Origin of the sequence: uncultured Sphingomonas sp. (assembly GCF_946477935.1) — a bacterium.
In the GTDB taxonomy this organism is placed as follows: Bacteria; Pseudomonadota; Alphaproteobacteria; order Sphingomonadales; family Sphingomonadaceae; genus Sphingomonas.
Genome location: NZ_CAMLAC010000062.1, coordinates 1 through 17,933, shown reverse-complemented (window position 1 = coordinate 17,933; position 17,933 = coordinate 1). Strand labels below are relative to the sequence as shown.

The window sequence follows — 17,933 nt, the reverse complement described above, 5'->3', positions numbered from 1 at the left end:
GAGTTAGGAGCGGGGGCAGTTTCATGAAGCCCTCTCCCCAGAGGGGAGAGGGAACGTCTGGAATCACCCCAGCTTGATCTGGCGACCTTCGCGGGCGGAGCGGTAGATTGCTTCGATCAGGCGGAGATCGACCAGGCCTTCCTCGCCGGCGACGATCGGCTGGCGGCCGGTCAGCGCGCATTCGGACAGGTGATCGAGCTGGCCGACGAACTGGTTGACGGGGCCGGGGGGCACGTCGCGAACCGCTTCCTTGCCGTCCTTGCGGATGCGCATCCGCTGCCCCTCGTAGGAGGTGGCCGGCTCCAGGTCGATCCAGCCATCGGTGCCGACGACGCGGTAGCGATTATGGTTGGAGCTGTAGCTGGACACGCAATCGGCGATCGCGCCGGAGGGGAAGCGCAGCATGAAGTTGATCTGATCCTCCACGGTGCGGAAGCGCGGATCGTTTTTGTCGGTGGACTCGACCGCGGTGACCGAGACGGGTTCCTCGCCGGTCAGGTAGCGGGCGGCGTTCAGGCTGTAGATGCCGATATCCATTAGCGATCCGCCGCCGGCCAGCGCCTTGTCGAGCCGCCACTGGTTCGGCTGGGCGTTGAAGCCGTGCTCGGCGGTGACGATGCGGGTGCGGCCGACATGCGCCTGTTTGGCCAGTTGGATCGCGAGGACATTGTGCGGTTCGAAGCGGGAGCGGTAGCCGATCATCAGCTTGCGGTTGGCGCGCTTGGCCGCGGCGATCATCGCTTCGCATTCGGCGGCGCTGACCGCCATCGGCTTTTCACACATGACGTGCTTGCCCGCCTGGCTGGCGCGGATCGAGTATTCGGCGTGCATGTTGTTGGGCAGCACGACATAGACGATGTCGATATCGGGATTGTCGCGGATGCGGTCGTAGTTCGCGTAGCTGTAGCGATGCGTCTTGGGGATGCCGTATTCGTCGCCGTAGCGGGTGAGCTTTTCGGGCGTCCCGCTGACCAGCGCGACGAGGCGCGAGGATCGGCAATTCTTGAACTGCGGCATGATCTGGCGCGTGGCATAGCCGCCGAGCCCGACGATCGCGTAACCGAGCTTGCGTCCGGGCGCCTGGGCCAAGGCGCCGGATGCCGCGCCGGCGAGACCAAGGCCCATCAGGTTGAGCGCGGTGCGCCGATTAAAATCCTCTCCGATCATCGACTTGGCTCCCAATTTTCTCCACCCGTGCGCAGCCTGCACGGGTGGGGGAAGCTTGTCCATGGCGAAGGGGGATCAGCCTATGTCCTCGACCTGACCCAGATAGTCGCCGTAGCCTTCGGCCTCCATCTCCTCGCGGGGCACGAAGCGCAGGGCGGCGGAGTTGATGCAATAGCGCAGGCCGCCCCGGTCGCGCGGGCCGTCGGGGAAGACATGGCCGAGATGGCTGTCGCCGTGTGCCGAGCGGACTTCGGTGCGGACCATGCCGTGGCTGCGATCGTGCAGTTCGGTGACGTGCGCAGGCTCGATCGGCTTGGTGAAGCTGGGCCAGCCGCAGCCGGATTCATACTTGTCCGACGAGGCGAAGAGCGGTTCGCCCGAGACGACATCGACATAGATGCCGGGCTTCTTGTTGTTCAGCAGCGCGCCGGTGCCAGGGCGTTCGGTGCCGCTCTGCTGGGTGACGTAGAATTCTTCCGGGGTCAGCCGGGCGATCGCCTCTTCGGTGCGGGTGTAGCGGGTCATGCGAACGTCTCCTGTTCCTGCGGTTCGAGCATCGCGAGCAACGCGGGGCTCAGCCATTCGTCCCATGTCCCGTGCCGCCGCAGCACCAGCCGGGCGGCGAGCGCGTGGCGGATGGCGAAGGCGGCGCCCGCATCATGGCCCAGAACGGTCAGCGCGGTGGCGAGGGCATCTGCCTCCATCGCGCTTTGGTGGATGACGCTGGCGGCGACGACGCCGTGTGCGGCCGGGCGGCCGGTGCGGGGGTCGAGATTATGGTCGCCCCGGATGTAGGTGCCCGAGGTGGCGACCGCCAGTCCGTGGAGTGCGATGCGCAAGGGGACGAGGGGGGCGCCGGGCGGGTTTTCGAGATCGACCCACCAGGGTTCGCCGTCGGGGCGGATGCCGGTGCCGGCGAGTTCGCCGCCGATGTCGATAAGGGCATGGGCGAGCCCCGCGCGGCGCAAGGCGTGCGAGACGGCGTCGACGGCATGGCCCTTGGCGATGCCGGAGAGGTCGAGCGCGAGGCCGCCGGGCTGGCGGAGGCGGCGGGCGGCGGCGTCCCAGGCGAGGTGATGCCAGCCGTTGCGGCTGCCGGAGAGGCGGGTGGGGCCGTGGCCATGGGCGTTGACGAGGTGGCCGATGGCAGGGTCGAAGGCGCCGTCGCTGGCCGCGGCGATGCGCAGGGCGGCGGCGATGACATGGGCGAAGTCGGGGGGAAGGCCGAACCAGTGGCCGGCGCGCGCGCGGTTGAAGCGGCTGAGGAGGGAGTCCGCGTCCCAATGGCTCATCTCCGCGACGATGCGGGCGAGCGTCTGCGTGATCGCGGCGGCGATGGGGGCGGGATCGGCATGAGCGGCGTAGAGGACGCGCCAGCGGGTGCCCATGGTCGCCCCCTCCAGCGTGACGATCGGGGCGGATGCGTCACGCGTGGCGAAGGCGGCGGGATCGATATGGGTCGGGAGGGCTATGCGCATGTCGGCCTTCGCCCTCTCCCTTGCCGCACCTTACGGTGCCATCACTTCCAGCGTGGTGGTGTAGCCCAGTCGCCGCTCGGTGGCGCGGGGCGTCGTGGTGTTGCTGTCGGTCGCGGTGGCGTTCAGCCAGTACATCCCCGCGGTCGGCCAGGTAACGGTCAGCAAGCCTTGGCCATCGGTGGTCAGCTCCATCGCGTTTTCGGAATCGCGATACCGCTTGCCGCCGGGAATGACGGTGACCTTCAGGTTCGCGGCGGGCTTGCCATCGACCAGGAAGCGGAACCTGGCCGGCTCGCCCGCGACCAGCTCGTCTGGGTGGGTGACGGGGGCAAGCTCCAAGCCCTTGTTGGTCGGCTTGAACACGGTCGTGGTGGGCGCGCCGGCGGTGACGAAGATCTCGTTGCGATTGGCCATCTCCGTCACCTTCACGTCCGTCGCGTTCGCCGGAATGTCGGCGACGGTCAGTGGCGGCGGCGCGTCGGGGCGGGGCGGGCCGCGACGGCCGATGCGCTTTTCCTCGCCATTCACCTTGAAGCTGCCCATGACCGCGCTGTTCTCGCTGCCGATCTTCCAGGTGCCGGGCTTGTCCAGCTTCACGTCGAAGACCGAGCGATAGCGGCCGGTGGCGCCGTTCTGGAGCTGTCCGGGGGTGCCGTCCGGCTGCCAGACCTTGACCCCATCAAGCCGCATCGGCTGGTGATCGAAGAAGAACAGGTCGTTCGACACCGCGGCATCGACCGTCACCCAGCTATCGGTGCCCGAAAAGATCGTGCCCGACGGGAGCAGCCAGCCCCGATGCGCGGACACGGCGGCGGGAATGGAGAGGAGCGCGGTGGCGACAAGCAGGAAGCGCTTCATGGAGAACTCCTTTAGCGGGCGGAGAGGGTGACGGCGCCGAGTTCGGCCGAGCCGCTTTTCTGCGCGGTGCCGTTCGGCACGGTGACGGGGATGCTGACCAGTTCGCGGCCGCCGGTCTCGCGCGCGGCCTCGACGTTCAGGACATATTGGCCGGGCTTCAGATCGGCGGGCAGCGGGATGCGATACTGGCCGGGGGCGCGGGTGGCGCCGCTGACGCCGTTTGCGGGCATCGCCATGCTGCGCCCGCCTTTCCGCCACCAGGAGCGCAGGTCGGCCAGCCATTTGGTGCCGGGCTCGTTGCCGCCCTTCTTCACGTCATACCACACCGCCACCGTGCGCGCGGGGCCGCCGGCGGTCGGCTCCAGCCAGATCGCGACATAGGGCTTGTGATATTCGGCGACGTTCAGGCGCGGGATGGTGACGGTGACCGTACCGGCGGTGGCCGGCGCGGCGACCATGCCGATGCCGAGCAGAAGCGGCGATGGACGCATGGAATAAACCCCCTCAGTGAATGAACAGCATGGCGAGAAGCGCGGGCAGCACCAGTCCGGCAGCGACCAGCGGCCAGGTGGATGGCCGGTGGCGGGCGTGAAGCTGAAGCAGCAGCAGCCCGGTCAGCGTGAACAGGATGCAGGCACCGGCAAAGACATCGATGAACCAGAACCAGGCAGCGCCGGAATTGCGCCCCTTGTGCAAGTCGTTGAGGTAGGAGATCCAGCCGCGATCGGTGATTTCCGCGGTGATCCGGCCGCTGGCGCGGTCGATCGACAGCCATGCATCGCCGCCGGGGCGGGGAAGCGCGACATAGACCTCCGCATCCGACCATTCGGCCGCGCGGCCCGTGGGATCGAGGCCGACCGCGCGCTTGGCGGCGGCGGCGACCCTTGGCGGCAGCGGCGCGTCCGGGCTTGCCGGCGGGGCGGCGAGCGCCTGCACGATCAGCGGCGGCAGCGGGGCGTTGCGGTTGGTGACCACCGGCGTCGCGGCGATCGAGGCAGCATGGTTGAGCGTGATGCCGGTGACCGCGAACAGCAACATCGCGACCAGCGAAATCGCGGCGCTGACCCAGTGCCAGGTATGAAGCTGTTTCAGCCACCAGCCGCGCCATTTGCGCTTGGCTGGCCGGGGCGCGCGGGAAGGGGAAAGACGAACCTGATCCACGCCGTCTGCCTAAGCGGAGGCATGGTGCAATGCAAGGCTAATGCGAGTGATTATCATGCGGGTGGCGGCTTCATGGTCTGACCCATTGGAAGCTTCGCACTGCACTTATTCTGACGGGCGCTACTTGAATGGCCCTATGCTGCGGTGCAACATAGGGGATTGTTCGAGGAGGCGTCATGGGCGTGCAGGAAACGATCATGGCGGTGACATTGGTGTCGGTCGGCAGCATGCTGATGTGGCTGGAAGCCGTCTGGCGCAAGCGTTCGTGACGTTCGCGACAGTAAAAGGGCTGGACTTCTTACTTGATTTAGGTCATGAGCGGCACTCGCATTTTGGGAGTTCTAATCATGATCGGTAAGTTCCTTACCGCTGCTGCCGCAACCGTGCTCGTCGCGGCTCCGGTTGCAGCTGCTCCGGCCAACTCGGCCGCCAGCCTGTCGGTTGCCAAGTCGGCTCGCGCCGCTGCTCCGTCGGCCAAGAAGAACGAACTCGCCGGTGGCGGCGTGATCGTTGCCGTGCTCGCCGCTGCTGCGGTCGTTGCCGGCATCGTGATCGTGGCTGACAGCGACGACGATTCGGACAGCAACTGAGCTGTTCCCGCGCGGCGGGCCTCCCGCTTCCAAGACGCTGAGCCGCCGCGCGGTCGATGGGGAGTCCTTCGGGGCTCCCCATTTTCGTTGGGGGGTGGGGCCTGGTGCCGCCCGCTGATGTGATGATTGATGCACGTGCTCCGATGCCAATGCAGAGCGCGAGCGCGAGATGACAGGATCTGATCCGTCATTCGCCCGGCCTAGATCATCGTGCGTTAAACCTGCACCACCCATCCGTTCGGCCTGAGCGAAGTCGAAGCCTGTTGCTGAGCGCCTGCCTTGGCAGGCAGTCGAAGGGGCCAAGCGCCGCGTGCTGTGCTTCGACTACAGCACGAAGTGCTGACGTTTATCCTGAGCGGCTGGCTTGCCAGCTGGTCGAAGGGCTCCGCACGAACGGAGGCGGCGGGTCAGATATGATGCGCGATGCCTCAACCTGACCGATTTCCATCCCGTCCGTTCGCCTCGAGTAAGGATCGAGCTTGCCGAGAGCCTGTATCGAGAGGTGCCCGTTTGGGGCGGGGGTCCCTCGATACGATGAACAGGTGAACATGCTGGGAGCATGTTCACCTGTTCATCTCGATACGCCGCTTCGCCGCTACTCGACGGCTACTCGAGACGAACGGATCAATGGTTCAACCTCATGTCATCTGACTTTAACGCGTCGCGACCAGCCTGATCGGCTCGGCACGCCTTGCGACGGGCGGAGCAGGGGTTTGTTCGAGCTGGAAGCGGGCGACTTCGCGGGCCAGTGCATCGGCCTCTGCGGCGAGGTCGCGGGCGGCGGCGGCGGCGTGTTCGACCATGGCGGCGTTCTGCTGGGTCACGCCGTCCATCTCGGCTACCGCGGTGTTCACCTGTGCCAGCCCTTGCGCCTGCTGGCCTGCCGCCTCGGTGATCTGGGCGACCAGCGCGTCGACATCGGCGATATGCGCGATGATGCGTTCCAGCGCCTCGCCGGTGCTGTTAACCCGGTCGACGCCGACGCGGACCTGTGCCGAGGCGCCGGTGATCCGCGCCTTCACGTCCTTGGCGGCATCGGCCGAGCGTTGTGCCAGCGCGCGGACCTCCGACGCCACGACCGCGAACCCCTTGCCGGCGTCCCCGGCGCGCGCCGCCTCGACCCCGGCGTTGAGTGCGAGCAGGTTGGTCTGGAAGGCGATGCCGTCGATCACCGCGATGATGTCGACGATTTCGGCCGAGGCACGGGCAATGCCGTCCATCGCGGCCATTGCCTCGCGTACGATGGTCCCGCTGGTCTGCGCCTCGCCACGGGCGTGGCCGACCGCATCATTGGCACGCGCGGCATCGTCGGCGGTGCGGCGGACGGTGCTGGTGATCTGGTCCATCGCCGCGGCCGTTTCCTCCAGGCTGGCGGCCTGCTGCTCGGTACGCTGGGACAGCATGTCCGATGCGCCGCTGACCCCGGAAGACCCGGTGTTGATGCGCGTCGCCGCGTCCGCCACTTGGCCAAGCGTTGCGGAAAAGCGCGTGCGCATCGATTCGAAATCGGCGGCCAGCGCTTCGTAGCCGGGCGGAAGATCATCCAGCGTGGCGGTGAAATCGCCACTCGCCAGTCGTTCCAGCACGCGGCCGACCTGCGCGATCACCGCCTCCCGGCGTGCTTCCTCGGCCTGGAAATAGGCTGACAGGGCGACATCCATATCGAGCAGCGACGCCTTGACCAGCGTGGTCGCGGCGCGCGACGCGGCGAGGGGGTTGAGCATGCCGCGACGCAGGATTTTGGGCAGCATGTCCTCCAGGATGCGGGCGTAGCCGCTGATGTACCAGGTGGGGGACAGGCCGATGCGGGCGTGGACGCTGCCGATGCGTTCGGCGCGGATGCGGTAATGATCGTCCAGCGGGCCGGAGAAGAGGGTGAGCCAGTGATCGAGCTGCTTGTCGCGGGCATGGTCCATCACCGCAGGCGAGCCGAAAAAGGCAGCGGCTTTGGGTGTCGCGCGAATGTGGTCGTACAGGCGGCGCAGCGCGGCGGGGGCGTGGCGCGCGACCATCTTGCGAACGGCCGGAAAGGCGCGGTAGCTGCCCGGTGTGTACCCGAAGGCGGCAAGTTTTTCCGGAAAGCTGGTGATCGGCTCGGACATGGTTCCTCCTGCCCGCATCGCTACGGCCAAGAGGTGAAATCCAAGATAATAGAACGGTTTGTTTCGGTTCTATCGGGCGGGAGACGCACCCATTGCGGGTTTGTACGACGGGCGTAGCGGACGCTTCCACCGCGGGCGTGTGGCGGCGGCGCGGGCCTGGAAGATCGTGTAGCCGCACAGGAAGCCATAAAGCCCCAGCCCCTCCACCTGCCAGAAGGGCATGGTCGCCATGTTGAGCAGGAAGAAGGCGAAATGCGCGGCGATCAGCTTGATGCGCTCGCCCGCGGCGCGAAAGGCGGCAGCGGCCATGACGATCCACAGCAGCACCATCGCGGCGACCCCGAACAGGCCGAGTTCGTAGAGCGTGCCGACCAGCGTGTTGTGCGGATAGACCTTGAACAGCCCTTCCCAGCTTTCCGGGCCGAAGCCGACAAGCGTCTGGACCGCGCCGCCCTCCTTCCACGCGTACAGATAGCTGCTCCAGATCAGGGGGCGGGCCGACATGACCTGGCGGTCGGCATAGTCGAATTCGCGGGGGGGTTTGATGAGTTGGCCGGGGTGGGCGAGGAAGGTGACGAGGTCGGCGAACTTGTCGGCGTAGAGGATGGCGGCGAGGGACAGGACGACGGTACCACCGACGAGTGCGCTGGTCGCCATGAAGGCGCGCTGTTCGCGCCGGACGCTGACCGTCATCCCCATGAAGAAGGTGGCGGCGGCGAGCGGGGCGAGGGCGAGGATCGAGGTGCGGTAGCCGGCGAGCTGGATGCCGATCAGCGTGACGAACAGGAAGGCGATGCGGATGGCGGGGGGGACCGAGCGGGCGAAGCAGCCGACGGTGAAGCCCGCCACCAGTGCGACCGAAAAGGCGCCCTCGTGATTATAGCCGCCGATCCAGACGAGACCGTCGCCGGTCTCCGACCCCTTGGGCAGATGCAGCGCCACGGACAATGCCTGGAAGGCGAGCAGCGGCAGGAAGGCGACCAGCGCCCAGCCGATGAACCTGCCTTCCGGATCGAGGCGCAGCGCCTGGAACACGGCAACCGCGATGACGATCAGATAGGCGTATTTGACCGCGGTGTTGATGCCGCCGGCGGGATCGTGGTTGAGCACCGCACTGACCATCGCGATCGCGATGAGGAGATAGATGGGCAGTAATTGCCGGATGGCGAGATTGGCGGGGCGGACGATGAAGGCCAGCCCGATCGCGGTCACGCCGATCGACAAGAGCGCGTTGCCGGAAAGCCCTGCGCCCAGCCGCTTGAACATGTAGATGTGATAGGCGCCGGCGATGTAGCGCAGCCACAGCGCGATGATGACGAACTTGCCCGGCACGCTGGCGGTGTTGCGGATCGCCATCACCAGGGGGACGATCAGCAGCAGCGTGACGGGTATGAGGACGCCGAGGCCGAAGGCGGGGCCGTAGCTGGAGAGGGTGGCGTTCACCTGTACCGCTCCCCCCTCTCCCCTGCGGCCTCACCCCGCATAATAGCTGCTATATTCGCGCAGATAGTAGCTGGCGTCGCCGAAGCCGGAGCGGGCATGGTCGCGCATGTCGATCAGCGTCATCGCGACGCCCAGCACGTTGGCCTGTACGTCGTGCAACTGGCGCAGCGCGATGCCGGCGGCCTTGGCGGGGGTGTTGCGCCAGCGGACGAGGAAGACGACGCCGTCCGCCATGCTGGCCAGCACGCGCGCCTCGTCCACCGGGAGCACCGGCGGCGTATCGAGCAGGATCAGGTCGTAATGCTCGCGCAAGGACTCCAGCAGGTCGGCGAAGCGCGTGGTGTCCGACAGGCTGATCCCGTCCGCGTTGGAGCGCTGGGGCAGCAGGTCGGCGTTGGTCAGCGTATCCTTGATGATCGCCTCGTCCAGCGTCGCATTGCCGTCGATCACCTCGTCCAGCCCGACCTTGACCTGTTCGGCGAACTGGCGGCTGAAGGCGCGGCGGCGGGCGTCGCAGTCGATCAGCAGGACGCGCGAACCGGCGCTGGCGGCGGCGCGGGCGAGCGCCATCGCGGTGGTCGTCTTGCCCTCGCCCGGCACCGAGGAGGTGATCGCCACGACGCGCATCGGCGAGCCGGACTGGGCGAACTGGATCGAGGTGCGCAGCGTGCGGAACGCCTCCGCGAACACCGATTGCGGGCGCTTGAGCAGCAATTCCGCCGGGGGCGCGGGCAGACCGCCCTTGCGATAGGCGGGCAGCGTGCGCGCATCGGGGATGGAGGCGAGCGTGGGCAGGCCCAGCGCCTGTTCCACCGCTTCGCCGGTCTCCAGCCCGCGTTCCAGCAATTGCAGCAGGAGGACGAGCAGGGCGGCGACACCGAGGCCGCCGACGATCGCCATGGCGGCATACATCAGCGCCTTGGGGCTGCTGGGGCCGCCGGGAACGCGTGCCTTGCTGACGACATAGGAGTCGGAGCGTTCGAGGCCCGCCTGCGCGACCGTCTGGCGATAGCGGTCGAGGAAGGCCTGGTAGAGCGTGCGCGAGGATTCGGCGTTACGCTCCAGCTCGTTCAAGCGGACCGAGGCTTCGTTGTCGCCGGCGAGGCGACCGCGCGCCGCGGCGATCGAGCCGGAGAGCGAGGCGGCACGCTGCGCCGCGATCGTCGCCTGGTTCGAGACGTTGGCGACGACGCGGCCGACCTCCGCCTTGATCTGTTCGTCGGTGGAGGCGAGTTCGCCGCGGGCGCGGACGAGTTCGGGATGGAGCGCGCCGTAACGCTTCTCCAGCGCCGCGACCTCGCGTGCGGCCTGGGCCCGCTGCGAGCGGAGCGCGCTGACCACGGGCGAATCGAGCGACTCGCCCAGTTCCTCGCCGCTGCGCCCGCGGGCGAGTTGCGCGCGGGCGGTGGACAGGCGCGCCTGCGCCGCGGCATTCTCGGCCTGTGCCTGGGCGAGCTGGGTGGAGAGGTTGGACATCTCCTCCTGCGTCACCGTGCTGGCGCTGGAGAGCGCGAACAGGTTGTGCGAGGCGCGGTAGTTGGCGACCGCCCGTTCGGCGGCGAGCACCTGGACGCGCAGTTGCTGGAGGCGCTGTTCGAGGAAGGTGCGGGCGCGGGCGGTAGCCTCGGTCTTCACGCCGGTCTGGCCGGCGACATATTCCTCGATGATCGCGTTCGTCACCTTGGCGGTCTGCACCGCCTCGTCCCCCTCGAAAGTGACGCTGATCGCGTAGGAGAGGCCGTCACGCTTCACCAGAAGATTGCCGAGGATCGTGCCGATCGCGCGCTGGCGGCCGATCAGGTCGGGCTGGCCGGCGGGGGGCGCGGGCTGATCCTCCAGCGCCTTGTTGAAATTGGGATCGCGCTCCAGATGCAGCTTGTCGACGACGCGGCCGATGAGTTCGGGCGAGCGCAGGATCTGCACCTCGGTATCCACCGCCGCCGAATCAGGATCGACCGTGGGGGTGATCGCATCGACGTTGATCACCTTTTCGCGGCTGCGGTCGAGCGCCACCTGCGCGGTGGCCATGTAGCGCGGCTCTGCGGTCAGATAGGCGATGGTGGCAAGGACGATGGCCGCCAGTACCGAGGCTGCGATCACCATCCAGCGGCGTCGGATGATGCCGAAGATGCGATGCAGGTCGATCAGCGCAGCCCGATCCACCTGCGGATCGGGTGCGTCGTGGCGGGGACCCTGGGGCCGGCGGACCATCGCGTCCATGGGGCCTTACGCCGCCGTCGCCATGAAGGCGCGCACCGCAGGCGCGATATCCGGCCGCTGTAGGGCGAGCGCGATCGTCGCGGTCACGAAGCCGGCCTTGTCGCCGCAATCGTAGCGGGTGCCGCGGAAGGTGACGCCGTGAAACGCCTGTTGCCCGATCAGGCGGGCGAGCGCGTCGGTGAGCTGGATCTCGCCGCCGGCGCCCTCTTCCTGGCCGGCGAGGATGTCCATCACCTCGGGCTGGAGGATGTAGCGGCCGATGACGCCGAGATTGGAGGGGGCGTCGGCGGGAGCGGGCTTTTCGACCAGGCCCTTCACCTCGGTGACCGCGCCGAACCGTTCGCCCGGCGTGACGATGCCGTATTTGGCGGTATCGGCGGGCGCCACTTCCTCGGTGCAGATCAGGTTGCCGCCGCGTTCGTTATACGCCTCGACCATCTGCTTCAGGCAGCCGGGGCGACCGACCATCAGGTCGTCGGGAAGCAGCACCGCGAACGGCTCGTCCCCGACGACACGGCGTGCGCACCAGACGGCATGGCCGAGACCCAGCGGTTCCTGCTGGCGGATGACGGTGATGTCGCCGGGGGAGATGCGGGTATCGTCCAGCACGCCAAGCGACTTGCCGCGGCGGCTCATCGTTTCCTCAAGCTCGAAGGCGTGATCGAAATGATCCTCGATCATCCCCTTGCCGCGGCTGGTGACGAAGATGAACTGTTCGATTCCGGCTTCGCGGGCTTCGTCCACGGCATATTGGATCAGCGGCCGATCGACGACGGGCAGCATCTCCTTGGGCATGGATTTGGTCGCGGGCAGGAAGCGCGTTCCCATGCCGCCGATCGGGAAGACCGCCTTGCGTAGCTTTCGCATGTTCCACCCTCTTCATGATGCGCCGTGTCCGAGCAGGCGGGGACACGAGCGGAAAAACCAGCGTCGTAAACGGGGAAATGGCAGCGCGGGCCCTGGGCCGGGATCAGCTTGGGATCAGCCCGGGCAACCGCACTTCCTGCCATGTCCTCGCCTGACGCCGACATGCTGCGCCGCTGCGCTGCATCGCAGCAAGATGCAGGCGTTGAACTGTGTGCAAAGCGCGGTCGAAAGAATATTCGCGAGGTAAATCAAAGGCGAGGCGGTGCGCCGGTAAATTGAATGCCACCGGCGACGCCCGCCTTGCCTTGACGACGGACCAGCGGCGTACCTTTGGGTACCTGAATATCATGCGATCCGATGACGAGGCGCACCGGCCCGTCATGCACGTCGAAAATGGGGTAACCCGTCGTGCTGCGCACCACGAGGTGATCGATGCGAATCACCGGAGGTTCGGCGCCGGGGGACTTGGCGCCCATCAGCATGAAGTGGACGGTGTCGCCGATGCCGCCGGTCTTGCGCGGCTCGATACTGGTCAGCCGGGTGGCATGGATGCTGGACCACAGCCGGTAGTTGCGGGCGTTGCGCCCGCTGACGCAGTCGTCGAGCAGGGTTTCGGTCGATTTCAGGTCGAAGCCGCCGTCGCTATTGTCCCAGGCGGCGCATTTGCGGAAGATCAGCCGGGCATTGCCGCGCTCGGCGGAGAAGCCGTCGCCGTTCCAGTAGCGCTTCTCGCCGCGTTGCCAGCAAAAGCCGCGCATCGTGCAGCGTTCCAACCGGAAATCATGCGCATCGCCCATGAAGGCGATACCGACGGGCAGATCATGCGCGCCGGTGGTGCGGGTGCCGCTGGCCTGCACATCCTCGAACACGCCGTGATGGCTGCCATAACGGATGCGGGCGAAACTGCGCGTCAGGCCGGTGGCGCGGGCGCCCCGCACGAGAAGCCCCACGCAATCGGCGCGCGAGTCGCGGCTGGCGGCGCCGTTTTCAATGACGCGGTAGCCGCCGGTGACCGCGATATCCTCGATCCGGACGTTCGATACGGGATCGCGGAAAACGAACAGGCCGTTGCCGACATCGCTGGCGCGCGTGCCGACAAAGCGCTGGCCGGAGCGGACGATATAGACGGGTTCGCCGTCCGCGACGATGCGGGGGCCGGAGCTGCGGCGAAGGACCGGATCGGGCATGATTGTGCCCTGAGCATGGCATAGCCGCGCGATACCAGTGGCTTGCGCCGAGTCGTGGAAGGATCAGGGCAGGGCGGGCAGACCCCGGATGCCAAGTTCCACGCGCGCGCGCGCGATATCCAGGAGCGGCGGACGGCAGACGCGGCGCGTCTGGCTCATCTGGCGGAAGGCCGCCTCACCATGCTCGCCGGCCAGCGTCAGGCCGACGGCTGAGACGGCGCGGTCTAGCAGGGCTGGGCCGGGCAGGGCGGGACCGAGCAGGGCGGGGCCGTTGATCGCGATCGTCGAGGATATGGTGCGTGCCAGTACCTGCTGCCGCTCCGCGGCGTCGCGTCCGAAATAGCAGATGGCGAGCGGCTGGCGGGTGTGCGTCTCGGCAATCGCCTCGTCAATCGGGGCGTAGTTGCGCAGCGGCAGGATGGGGCCGGCAATCTCTTCACGCAGGATCGCCATGTCGTCGCTGGCATGGCGGACGATGTGGAGCGGGGCACGGCCGGCGCGCGGGGCGGGGATGGTCAGCACCGTGCCACCGCGGACGCGGGCATCCGCCAGCAGCGCGTCGATGCGGGTGGATTCTTCCCGGGTAAGCCGGGTGTCGCCCGCCTCGTCCCCGATGCGCGGGAACAGGCGCGCGGCGGCCCGGCACAGCCAGTTGCCGACCATCTCCTCCTGTTCGGCGGGGACGAGCAGATAGTCAGGGGTGAGCGGCACGCGACCGGCCTGGACCAGCTTGGCCGCGACGATCCGCTCGGCCGCGCGCGCGAAATCGGTGGAGCGGCCGAGGATCACCGGCGTCTTGCCGGAGCGGTGGATGGTGACGGCCCCAGCCCCCTCATGGTTGCCGCCGTCATGGTCGGCCCGATCATGATCGGCGGTGGCCGGGCTGCTGATCACCAGCCGGTCGAAGCGCATCGCGGCAAAGGCGTCGTCCGAGGAGGCAATCGTCAGTTCGGCCGGATCGAACGCGGTTGCGACGGCGGCCGCCACCCGTTCGGCGAGATGCGGCGTGGCAGGATCGAAGCGGATCACCACGCGATTGCCCGCGGCCAACGCGCCGGCAAGCAGCCCCATGGTACGGCTGAGCGGCAGCGTGTGCGACGCGGCGAGGCCCACCACCCCCAGGGGCTGACAGGCGATATAGTCGTCACCGCGGGTCATCCGCCCCAGCCATCCGCCGGCAGGCGCAGGCCGGATCCAGTCGCCGACCTTGCGCGCCGCATCGCGCAGGGCGGCGAGGGCGGGCGTGACATCGGCCTGGCGTGCGGCGGTGACGTCGGGGTGGCGGCCATCGGCGACGAGTGCGCGGCACAAGGCCTCCGCCTGCCCTTCCACCATCCTGGCGGCGCGAACGAGCCGATCCTGCCGCGTGGCCAGCGACACGGGCAATTCGGCAAGGAATGCAGCACGTTGTGCGAATGTCATGGGCGGCGCCGGCGAGAGTTCACGAGTCTTGTACCTTAACGGCCGACCGAGGCAAGATCGGGACGAGCCGTGACACAAGCTTGCCATGTTGCGTCGCAACGTTCAGCTTCCCGCAAGGATTACTCCGCCGGATTGTTGCTGACGCCGGGGTCAATAGTGTGGATACATTCCCAACATCTTGAGTAGTTGAGTAAAAACTTCGTTTCGCCGCCGGATTCACTCGGCTCGAAGCTACTACGTTGACGGTACGGTTTCGGGCGCCGACTGTTCGCAGGCGCAGCAGAGAATATCATCTCCGAACGAGGGAGCAGACGATATGCGGATCGTGATGATCGGATCGGGTTATGTGGGCCTGGTGTCCGGCGCGTGTTTTGCCGATTTCGGCCACGACGTCGTGTGCGTCGACAAGGACGCCACCAAGATCATGAAGCTGAAGGCGGGCGGCATCCCGATCTACGAGCCCGGTCTGGAAGACCTGGTGGCCAAGAACGTCGCGGCCGGGCGCCTGTCCTTCACCACCGAACTGGCTGGTCCCGTGGCACAGGCCGATGTGGTGTTCATCGGCGTCGGCACCCCCAGCCGGCGCGGCGACGGTCATGCCGACCTGTCCTATGTCTATGCCGCGGCGCGCGAGATCGCCGGTGCGCTGGACGGCTTCACCGTGATTGTCACCAAGTCGACCGTGCCGGTCGGCACCGGCGACGAGGTGGAGCGGATCATCCGCGAGGTGAATCCGGTCGCCGAGTTCGCCGTCGCCTCCAACCCCGAATTCCTGCGCGAAGGCGCGGCGATCGAGGACTTCAAGCGCCCCGACCGTATCGTCATCGGCATCGAGGACGAGCGTGCCCGCGGGCCGATGGAGGAGGTGTATCGCCCGCTCTATCTGAACAAGGCGCCGGTGCTGTTCACGCGACGCCGCACCAGCGAGTTGATCAAGTACGCCGCCAACGCGTTCCTGGCGATGAAGATCACCTTCATCAACGAGATCGCCGACCTGTGCGAAAAGGTGGGCGCGGACGTGCAGGACATCAGCCGCGGCATCGGGCTGGACAACCGGATCGGGTCGAAGTTTCTCCATGCCGGCCCTGGCTATGGCGGATCATGCTTCCCCAAGGATACACTGGCGCTGATGAAGACCGCACAGGATCACGAGTCGCCGGTGCGCCTGATCGAGGCGACGGTGGCGATCAACGACCGCCGCAAGCGGGCGATGGCGCGCAAGGTGCTGAACGCGCTGGACGGCGACGTGCGCGGCAAGACGATCGGCGTGCTGGGCCTGACCTTCAAGCCCAACACCGACGACATGCGCGATGCGCCGTCGCTGTCGATCATCCAGGCGCTGCAGGATGCCGGCGCCACGGTGCGCGCCTATGATCCCGAGGGCATGGAGGCCGCGGCGACGATGCTGACCGGCGTCGACTATGGCCGCTCCGCCTATGACGTGGCCGAGGGCGCGTCGGCGGTGGTGCTGGTGACCGAATGGGATGCGTTCCGGGCGCTGGACTTCAAGCGGCTGAAGGACGTGATGGCCGAGCCGGTTCTGGTCGACCTGCGCAACGTCTATCCGCCCAAGCAGATGGAAGCGCTGGGCATCCGCTACTACAGCGTCGGGCGACCGAGCGACAGCGAGCTGGCGCAGGACGCCGACGAGACGCTGGCGGCGGCATGACCAGTCCCATCCTCGTCACGGGCGCGGCAGGCTTTGTCGGCCACGCGGTCTGCGAACGCCTGCTCGCCCGTGGCGAGGCGGTGATCGGCCTCGACAATTTCAACAGCTACTACGAGATCGCGCTGAAGGATGCGCGGGCCGCAAGGCTGGAGGGGCGCCCCGGGTTCGAGATGGTGCGCGGCGACGTGTCCGACCCGGAAACGGTGTCGGCACTGGTGACGCGATACGGCATCCGCCGCATCGTCCATCTCGCTGCGCAGGCGGGCGTCCGCTACAGCCTGGAAAACCCGTTCGCCTATGAGCAGAGCAACCTGAAGGGGCATCTGGCGATCCTGGAGGCGGCGCGCCATGCGCCGGACTTCGAGCATCTCGTCTATGCCTCGTCCAGCTCGGTCTACGGCGACCGGCCGATCGGCGGCGAAGGCTTTCGCGAGGACGAGCCGTGCACCGCGCCGGTATCGCTCTACGCCGCGACCAAGCGGTCGTGCGAGTTGATGAGCCAGTCCTACGCCAAGCTTTACGGCTTTCCGCAGAGCGGGCTTCGCTTCTTCACCGTCTATGGCCCCTGGGGCCGGCCGGACATGGCCTATTTCGGCTTTACCCGGAAGATACTGGCGGGTGAGCCGATCGAGGTGTTCGGCGAGGGGAAGATGGCGCGCGACTTCACCTATATCGACGACATCGTCGATGGGGTGGTGGGCGTGCTGGACCGCCCGGCGGCGCGCGGTGAGAACCGGCTGCTCAACATCGGCGACTGCAATCCGGTCGGCCTGATGGAGATGATCGCCACGCTGGAGAACGCGCTGGGCGTGCCGGCGATCAAGCAGATGCGGCCGATGCAGCCGGGCGACGTGACCGCGACCTATGCCGACATCTCGCAGATCGCGGCGCTGACCGGGTACAGCCCCAAGGTGTCGCTGGCGCAAGGCATCGCCCGCTTCGCCGACTGGTATCTGAACATCTACGACCGTTGGGAAAGGCCGCCGGTGGCCGCCGTCGCCTGATCCCCGAACATTTCGACGACCAGTTCAACCCCGGGGGGGGCAGGTGCGATGGGGCGGGAACCGATGCAGGAGTTTGACCATGGTGCAGCGTGCGAGCGCGCATGAAGGTGATGCCACCGAACCGACGATCTGCGTGACGGGCCTGCGTGGCTTTCCCCACGTCATGGGCGGGGTGGAGAGCCATTGCGAGGAACTGCTGCCGCGCATCAAGGCGCTGTGGCCGGCGCACCGGTCGGTCGTTCTGGGGCGGGCCGGATATCTGCCCGAGAAGCGCAGCGTCTTCAAAGGCGTGGAGATGGTGGGCGTGCCCTGCCCGCGGCAGAAGCATCTGGAGGCGATCCTCGCCACGCTGGTCGCGGTCTTCATGGCGTGGCGGCGGGGGGCAAGCCTGGTGCATATCCACGCGATCGGGCCCGGGCTGATGGCGCCGCTGGCGCGACTGCTGGGCCTGCGCGTGGTGGTGACGCATCACGGCACCGATTATCACCGCGCCAAATGGGGTGTCCTCGCCAAGACGGCGCTGCGCTTTGGCGAGTGGCTGGCGCTGACCTTTGCGCACCGGATCATTGCGGTGTCGCCGTCGCTGGCGCGGCAGTTGCGCGAAACGTTCCCGGCACGGGCCGACGACATCCATTACATCCCCAACGGCGCGCCCGAGCTGCCGCGCGATGCGGACCCGGCGCTGGTGCTGGAGCGGCTGGGGCTGGACGGACCGTTCCTGCTGGCGGTGGGGCGGCTGGTGCCCGAAAAGGGGCTGCACGATCT

16 protein-coding genes are annotated in these 17,933 nt (G+C 67.4%); 4 read left to right on the top strand and 12 right to left on the bottom strand.

Going from position 1 to position 17,933, the window contains the following annotated elements:
* Positions 1-63: 63 nt before the first annotated feature.
* The 6 genes from Q0U08_RS08835 to Q0U08_RS08810 form a co-directional block, all read right to left on the bottom strand.
* Complete coding sequence (locus Q0U08_RS08835) at positions 64-1,167, bottom strand: Gfo/Idh/MocA family oxidoreductase (protein WP_298091018.1); 1,104 nt, start codon at positions 1,165-1,167, stop codon at positions 64-66.
* A 75-nt stretch (positions 1,168-1,242) separates the two neighbouring features.
* Positions 1,243-1,692, bottom strand: coding sequence for a peptide-methionine (R)-S-oxide reductase MsrB (gene msrB / locus Q0U08_RS08830; protein ID WP_298091017.1), 450 nt, complete (start codon positions 1,690-1,692; stop codon positions 1,243-1,245).
* Entirely contained in the window at positions 1,689-2,645 is a 957-nt protein-coding gene (locus Q0U08_RS08825) for an FAD:protein FMN transferase (RefSeq protein WP_298091015.1), read from the bottom strand. The genes msrB and Q0U08_RS08825 overlap by 4 nt, the downstream gene beginning before the upstream one ends.
* 30 nt (positions 2,646-2,675) lie before the next feature.
* Complete coding sequence (locus Q0U08_RS08820; RefSeq protein ID WP_298091014.1) at positions 2,676-3,503, bottom strand: DUF4198 domain-containing protein; 828 nt, start codon at positions 3,501-3,503, stop codon at positions 2,676-2,678.
* Between the two features lie 11 nt (positions 3,504-3,514).
* Positions 3,515-3,994, bottom strand: coding sequence for a DUF2271 domain-containing protein (locus tag Q0U08_RS08815; RefSeq protein ID WP_298091013.1), 480 nt, complete (start codon positions 3,992-3,994; stop codon positions 3,515-3,517).
* A gap of 13 nt (positions 3,995-4,007) precedes the next feature.
* Complete coding sequence (locus Q0U08_RS08810; RefSeq protein ID WP_298091011.1) at positions 4,008-4,664, bottom strand: PepSY-associated TM helix domain-containing protein; 657 nt, start codon at positions 4,662-4,664, stop codon at positions 4,008-4,010.
* A gap of 347 nt (positions 4,665-5,011) precedes the next feature.
* Between Q0U08_RS08810 and Q0U08_RS08805 the strand changes: the two genes are divergently transcribed.
* Positions 5,012-5,254 (top strand): hypothetical protein, encoded by a 243-nt coding sequence (locus Q0U08_RS08805; RefSeq protein ID WP_298091010.1) that lies wholly within the window; start codon positions 5,012-5,014, stop codon positions 5,252-5,254.
* A 653-nt stretch (positions 5,255-5,907) separates the two neighbouring features.
* Here the strand turns inward: Q0U08_RS08805 and Q0U08_RS08800 are convergent.
* From Q0U08_RS08800 to Q0U08_RS08775, 6 genes are all read right to left on the bottom strand, one after another.
* Positions 5,908-7,356: a globin-coupled sensor protein gene (locus Q0U08_RS08800; protein WP_298091008.1), complete on the bottom strand. Its 1,449-nt coding sequence runs from the start codon at positions 7,354-7,356 to the stop codon at positions 5,908-5,910.
* Between the two features lie 69 nt (positions 7,357-7,425).
* The gene (locus Q0U08_RS08795; protein ID WP_298091007.1) at positions 7,426-8,799 is read right to left on the bottom strand and encodes a hypothetical protein; all 1,374 of its coding nucleotides are present in this window, start codon (positions 8,797-8,799) and stop codon (positions 7,426-7,428) included.
* 30 nt (positions 8,800-8,829) lie between these two features.
* Positions 8,830-11,010, bottom strand: coding sequence for a polysaccharide biosynthesis tyrosine autokinase (locus Q0U08_RS08790; RefSeq protein ID WP_298091006.1), 2,181 nt, complete (start codon positions 11,008-11,010; stop codon positions 8,830-8,832).
* Between the two features lie 15 nt (positions 11,011-11,025).
* Positions 11,026-11,886, bottom strand: coding sequence for a UTP--glucose-1-phosphate uridylyltransferase (locus tag Q0U08_RS08785; RefSeq protein ID WP_298091004.1), 861 nt, complete (start codon positions 11,884-11,886; stop codon positions 11,026-11,028).
* A gap of 248 nt (positions 11,887-12,134) precedes the next feature.
* The gene (locus Q0U08_RS08780) at positions 12,135-13,073 is read right to left on the bottom strand and encodes a hypothetical protein (protein WP_298091002.1); all 939 of its coding nucleotides are present in this window, start codon (positions 13,071-13,073) and stop codon (positions 12,135-12,137) included.
* 63 nt (positions 13,074-13,136) lie between these two features.
* Complete coding sequence (locus tag Q0U08_RS08775; protein ID WP_298091000.1) at positions 13,137-14,495, bottom strand: aldehyde dehydrogenase family protein; 1,359 nt, start codon at positions 14,493-14,495, stop codon at positions 13,137-13,139.
* A gap of 316 nt (positions 14,496-14,811) precedes the next feature.
* On the opposite strand from Q0U08_RS08775, the gene Q0U08_RS08770 reads away from it, so the two are divergent.
* From Q0U08_RS08770 to Q0U08_RS08760, 3 genes are all read left to right on the top strand, one after another.
* Positions 14,812-16,164, top strand: coding sequence for a UDP-glucose/GDP-mannose dehydrogenase family protein (locus tag Q0U08_RS08770; RefSeq protein ID WP_298090999.1), 1,353 nt, complete (start codon positions 14,812-14,814; stop codon positions 16,162-16,164).
* Positions 16,161-17,168, top strand: a complete 1,008-nt coding sequence (locus Q0U08_RS08765) for an NAD-dependent epimerase/dehydratase family protein (RefSeq protein WP_298090998.1) — start codon at positions 16,161-16,163, stop codon at positions 17,166-17,168. Before Q0U08_RS08770 ends, Q0U08_RS08765 begins: the two co-directional genes overlap by 4 nt.
* A gap of 79 nt (positions 17,169-17,247) precedes the next feature.
* On the top strand, positions 17,248-17,933 hold a 686-nt coding region (locus Q0U08_RS08760), incomplete at its 3' end, for a glycosyltransferase family 4 protein (RefSeq protein WP_298090997.1).